The organism is Mycobacterium sp. (assembly GCF_019243155.1).
Taxonomy (GTDB): Bacteria; Actinomycetota; Actinomycetes; order Mycobacteriales; family Mycobacteriaceae; genus Mycobacterium.
In genome coordinates this window covers 1-5,152 of the sequence record NZ_JAFAUS010000177.1, presented here as the reverse complement: position 1 = coordinate 5,152, position 5,152 = coordinate 1, and the positions used below count along the sequence as shown (strand labels likewise).

The 5,152-nt window shown below is 67.2% G+C and carries 1 protein-coding gene; it reads left to right on the top strand.

Features of this window, described 5'->3' with window-relative positions; translation table 11 throughout:
* On the top strand, positions 1-5,152 hold a 5,152-nt coding region (locus JOZ00_RS08760; RefSeq protein WP_293342565.1), incomplete at both ends, for a non-ribosomal peptide synthetase.

The window sequence follows — 5,152 nt, the reverse complement described above, 5'->3', positions numbered from 1 at the left end:
GACGACTCGTTCTTCGATCTGGGTGGGGATTCCCTGTCGGCGATGCGACTTGTCGCGGCGATCAACACAGAGCTGGACACGAACCTGTCGGTGCGCACGGTGTTCGAGGCGCCGACGATCGCGGCGCTGGTCACCCACCTCGGGGAGGGTGTCAGCCCACTGGCGCCATTGGTTCCGGTGGAGCGGCCCGCGGTGGTGCCACTGTCGTTCGCCCAGAGCCGGTTGTGGTTTATCGACCAATTACAGGGCCCCTCACCGGTTTACAACATGGCTGCGGCATTGCGCATTGACGGCCCGCTGGACACCGAAGCGATGGGTGCCGCACTTGCCGATGTGGTGGGCCGCCATGAAAGCCTGCGCACCCTCTTCCCCGCGCTCGACGGCGCCCCCCGGCAACTGGTCGTCCCGGCCGAAGAGGCCGACACGGGCTGGCAGGTCGTCGATGCTCGCCGCTGGCCGGCGGGAATGCTCGACGAGGCCATCGAGGCCGTGACATCCCACAACTTCGCGCTGGCCACCGAAATACCTCTGCGGGCAATACTTTTCCGCGTGACCGAGAACGAGCACGTGCTGGTGGCCGTGGTGCACCACATCGCCGCCGACGGCTGGTCGATCACCCCGCTGGTGCACGACTTGGGGCTGGCCTATGCCGCCCGGTCGGCAGGGCATGCCCCGGGCTGGGCGCCGCTGGCGGTGCAGTACGCCGACTACACGCTGTGGCAGCGCGACCAGTTGGGTGATCTCGACGACGGCGACAGTCGCGTCGGCGCGCAGTTGGCGTACTGGGAACGGACTTTGGCCGGGCTGCCCGACCGGACGGCGCTGCCCACCGACCGGCCCTACCCGCTGGTGGCCGATCACGACGGCGCGCAGGTCGTCGTCGACTGGCCCACCGAGTTGCAGCAACAGGTCGCCAAGGTCGCCCGGGAGCACAACGCGACGAGCTTCATGGTGGTGCAGGCCGCGCTGGCCGTGCTGCTGGCCAAGCTCGGCGCGAGTTCCGATGTGGCCGTGGGCTTCCCGATCGCCGGGCGCGGCGACCCCGCGCTCGATGAGTTGGTCGGGTTCTTCGTCAACACCCTGGTGCTGCGGGTGGATCTGGCCGGTGACCCCACCGTGGCCGAGCTGCTCGCCCAGGTCCGCCAACGCAGCTTGGCTGCCTACGACAACCAAGATGTTCCCTTCGAAGTCCTCGTCGACCGCCTCAACCCGGCCCGCAGCCTGACCCGCCACCCCTTGGTCCAGGTGTTGTTGGCTTGGCAGAATTTCGTTGGGCACGACAACGATCTCACCGCCGAGCGGACGCTGGGTGATCTGCGGATCGCTCCGCTGCGGGTGGACACCCGCACCGCACGCGTCGACCTGACCTGGTCGCTGTTCGAACGCTGGACTGACACCGGTGAGCCCGCGGGGATCGGCGGCACGGTCGAATACCGCACGGACGTCTTCGACGCCACCAGCATCGAGGCGCTGATCGCTCGATTGCAGCGGGTCCTGACCGCGATCACCGATGATGCCGGACAACGGCTTTCGTCGATCGAAGTGCTTGATACCGCCGAACACAGCCGGCTGGATGGGTGGGGCAATCGTGCAGTGCTCACCGCACCGCCGGTGACCACACTGCCGTCGATCCCGGAAGCGTTCGGCACCCAAGTAGCCCGCGCTCCGGAGGCAGTGGCGCTCAGCGGCGAAGAGCGGTCGTGGACCTACCGCGAGGTCGATGACTTCGCTAACCAGTTGGCGCACTTACTGATTGAGCATGATGCGGGTCCGGGGCGGTATGTGGGCCTGCTTCTCCCGCGTTCACCTGAAGCCATCGTGGCGATCCTGGCGGTATTGAAGACCGGCGCGGCCTACGTGCCGATCGATCCGGCGGTACCGGCGGCGCGGATCGAATTCGTTCTGGCCGACGCCGCTCCGATCGCGGTGGTCACCACCACCGACGTGCGGTCCAGACTGGGCGGATCCGACGTGCCGGTCATCGATATCGCCGACCCTGCGGTAGCCGCGCAGCCGAACACCGCGTTGCCGGCACCGGCGGGCGACGACATCGCCTACGTCATCTACACGTCCGGCACCACCGGGACACCCAAAGGCGTTGCCGTGCCGCACCGTAACGTCACTCAGCTACTGGAGTCGCTGGACGCCGAGCTGGCGCTGGGGCAGGTGTGGACGCAGTGCCACTCGCTGGCGTTCGACTTCTCGGTGTGGGAGATCTTCGGTGCGCTGTTGTATGGCGGACGACTGGTGATCGTGCCAGACCCGGTGGTGCGTTCGCCGGAAGACCTGCACGGCCTACTGGTGCGTGAGCAGGTCAGTGTGCTGAGCCAGACCCCGTCGGCGTTCTATGCGCTGCAGACCGCCGATGCGCTCTCACCGGGGCTGGGCCTGGAGTTGAAGCTCGAGGCTGTGGTGTTCGGTGGCGAGGCGCTGGAACCCCAGCGTCTCGGTAGTTGGTTGCACTACCACCCGGGACTGCCGCGTCTGATCAACATGTACGGCATCACCGAGACGACGGTGCACGCGTCGTTCCAGGAGATCGGCGCCAGCGATTTCGAGGGCCACGGCAGCCCGATCGGGATCCCCCTTGCGCACTTGGGCTTCTCGGTGCTCGATGGCTGGTTGCGGCCGGTGCCCGCCGGAGTGGTCGGGGAGTTGTATGTGGCCGGGGCGGGTCTGGCCACAGGCTATGTTGGCCGCGCCGGGTTGACCGCGGCGCGGTTTGTGGCGTGTCCGTTCGGGGCGCCCGGATCGCGGATGTATCGCACCGGTGATCTCGTGTCGTGGGGCGCCGACGGACAGCTGCAGTATCTTGGCCGGGCCGACGAGCAGGTCAAGATCCGCGGCTACCGCATCGAATTGGGTGACGTGCAAGCGGCACTACTCGCGTTGGCGGGGGTCGAACAGGCCACCGTGACCGCACGCGAGGACCAGCCCGGCGAGAAGCGTCTCGTCGGCTATGTCACCGGATCGGCCGATCCCACCGAACTGCGCACCGCGCTGGCGGATCGGCTGCCCGGATATATGGTGCCGGCCGCGATCGTCGCGCTCGACGCAATGCCGTTGACGATCAACGGCAAACTGAACACCCCAGCCCTGCCTGCACCCGAGTATCAGGATGCCACCCGCTATCGCGCCCCGAGCGGTGCGACGGAAGAGATCCTGGCCGGCATCTACGCCCAGGTGCTCGGGCTCGAGCGGGTCGGGGTCGACGACTCGTTCTTCGATCTGGGTGGGGATTCTCTGTCCGCGATGCGGCTGGTCGCGGCGATCAACACCGAGCTGAACACCAACCTGTCGGTGCGTACCGTGTTCGAGGCACCGACGATCGCCGCCCTGGCTCCCGGAATCGGTGAGGACCCAGGAAGGGTAGCCCCGCTGGTGGCCATGGAACGGCCCGCGGTATTGCCGTTGTCGTTCGCCCAGAACAGGTTGTGGTTCCTCAACCAATTGCACGGCCCCTCACCGGTTTACAATCTGGCGGTGGCGTTGCGGTTGGACGGCACCCTGGACACCGCCGCAATGGCCGCCGCGCTGAACGACGTGGTGGCCCGCCATGAAAGCCTGCGCACCCTCTTCTGTGCGCCGGACGGCATCCCGGAACAAAAGATCATTCCCGCCGAGCAAGCGCGGGTGGGCTGGCAGGTCATCGACGCATCGGGCTGGCCGACGGGTCAACTCGACGACGCGATCGAGGCCGCGACCCGGCACAGCTTCGAATTGGCCGCCGAAATCCCATTGCGAGCAGAGCTTTTCCGTGTCGGCGATGACGAGCACGTGCTGGCCGCCGCGATTCACCACATCGCCGCCGACGGCTGGTCGATCGCCCCGCTGGCTCGCGATCTGGCACTGGCCTACACCGCGCGGGCGGCGGGACACTCCCCGAGTTGGGCGCCCCTGGCGGTGCAGTACGCCGACTACACCCTGTGGCAGCGGGAGCAGTTGGGTGATCTCAGCGACAGCGGCAGCCGTGTCGGCGCTCAGTTGGCCTACTGGGAGCAGGCTTTGGCCGGGATGCCCGACCGGTTGCAGCTGCCCACCGATCGGCCCTATCCGCTCGTTGCCGATTACCACGGCGCCAGTGTGACGGTGGATTGGCCGACGCAGTTGCAGCAGCAGGTCGTCAGGTTGGCGCGCGAGCACAACGCGACGAGCTTCATGGTGGTGCAAGCCGCGTTGGCGGTGCTGCTGGCCAAGCTCACAGCGAGTTCCGATGTCGCCGTGGGCTTCCCGATCGCCGGGCGTGGCGATCCCGCGCTCGATGAGCTGGTCGGGTTCTTCGTCAACACCCTGGTGCTGCGGGTGGATCTGGCCGGCGACCCTACCGTGGCCGAGGTGCTCGCCCAAGTCCGCCAGCGCAGCCTGGCGGCCTACGACAACCAAGACGTCCCCTTCGAGATTCTGGTCGAGCGCCTCAACCCGGCCCGCAGCCGGACCCACCACCCCTTGGTCCAGGTCATTCTGGCTTGGCAGAATAACGATCTCGCGGAGTTGGACATGGGCGATCTGCGGGTCAGCCCGATACCAGTGGACACCCACACCGCGCGCATGGACCTCACCTGGTCGCTGTCCGAACGGTGGACGCAGGCCGGCGAGCCTGCTGGGATCGGCGGGCTGGTGGAGTACCGCACCGACGTCTTCGATGCCACCAGTATCGAGGTTCTGATCCACCGGCTCCAGCGGGTACTGACTGCGATCACCGCCGAAGCAACACAACGTGTTTCGTCCATCGAGGTGCTCGACGCCGACGAATATGCCCGGCTTGACGCGATCGGTAACCGCGCGGTGCTGACGACGCCGGTGGTTGCGCCGGCATCGATTCCGGCGGTGTTCGCCGTGCAGGTGGGCCGGGCTCCGGGGGCGGTGGCGTTGACGTGTGGCGGCGACTCGCTGACGTATGCGCAGTTGGATGAGGCGTCAAACCGGTTGGCGCATCTGCTTATCGGGCATGGTGTGGGGCCGGGGCGGTGCGCGGGTCTGCTGATGGAGCGTTCCGCTGAAGCGGTCGTGGCGATCCTGGCCGTGCTCAAGACCGGGGCGGCTTACCTGCCGATCGACCCGGGGGTGCCCGCGGCGCGGATCGAGTTCGTTTTGTCTGATGCCGCCCCCGCCGCGGTGATCACCAACGAGTATCTGCGTTCGCGCCTGAATG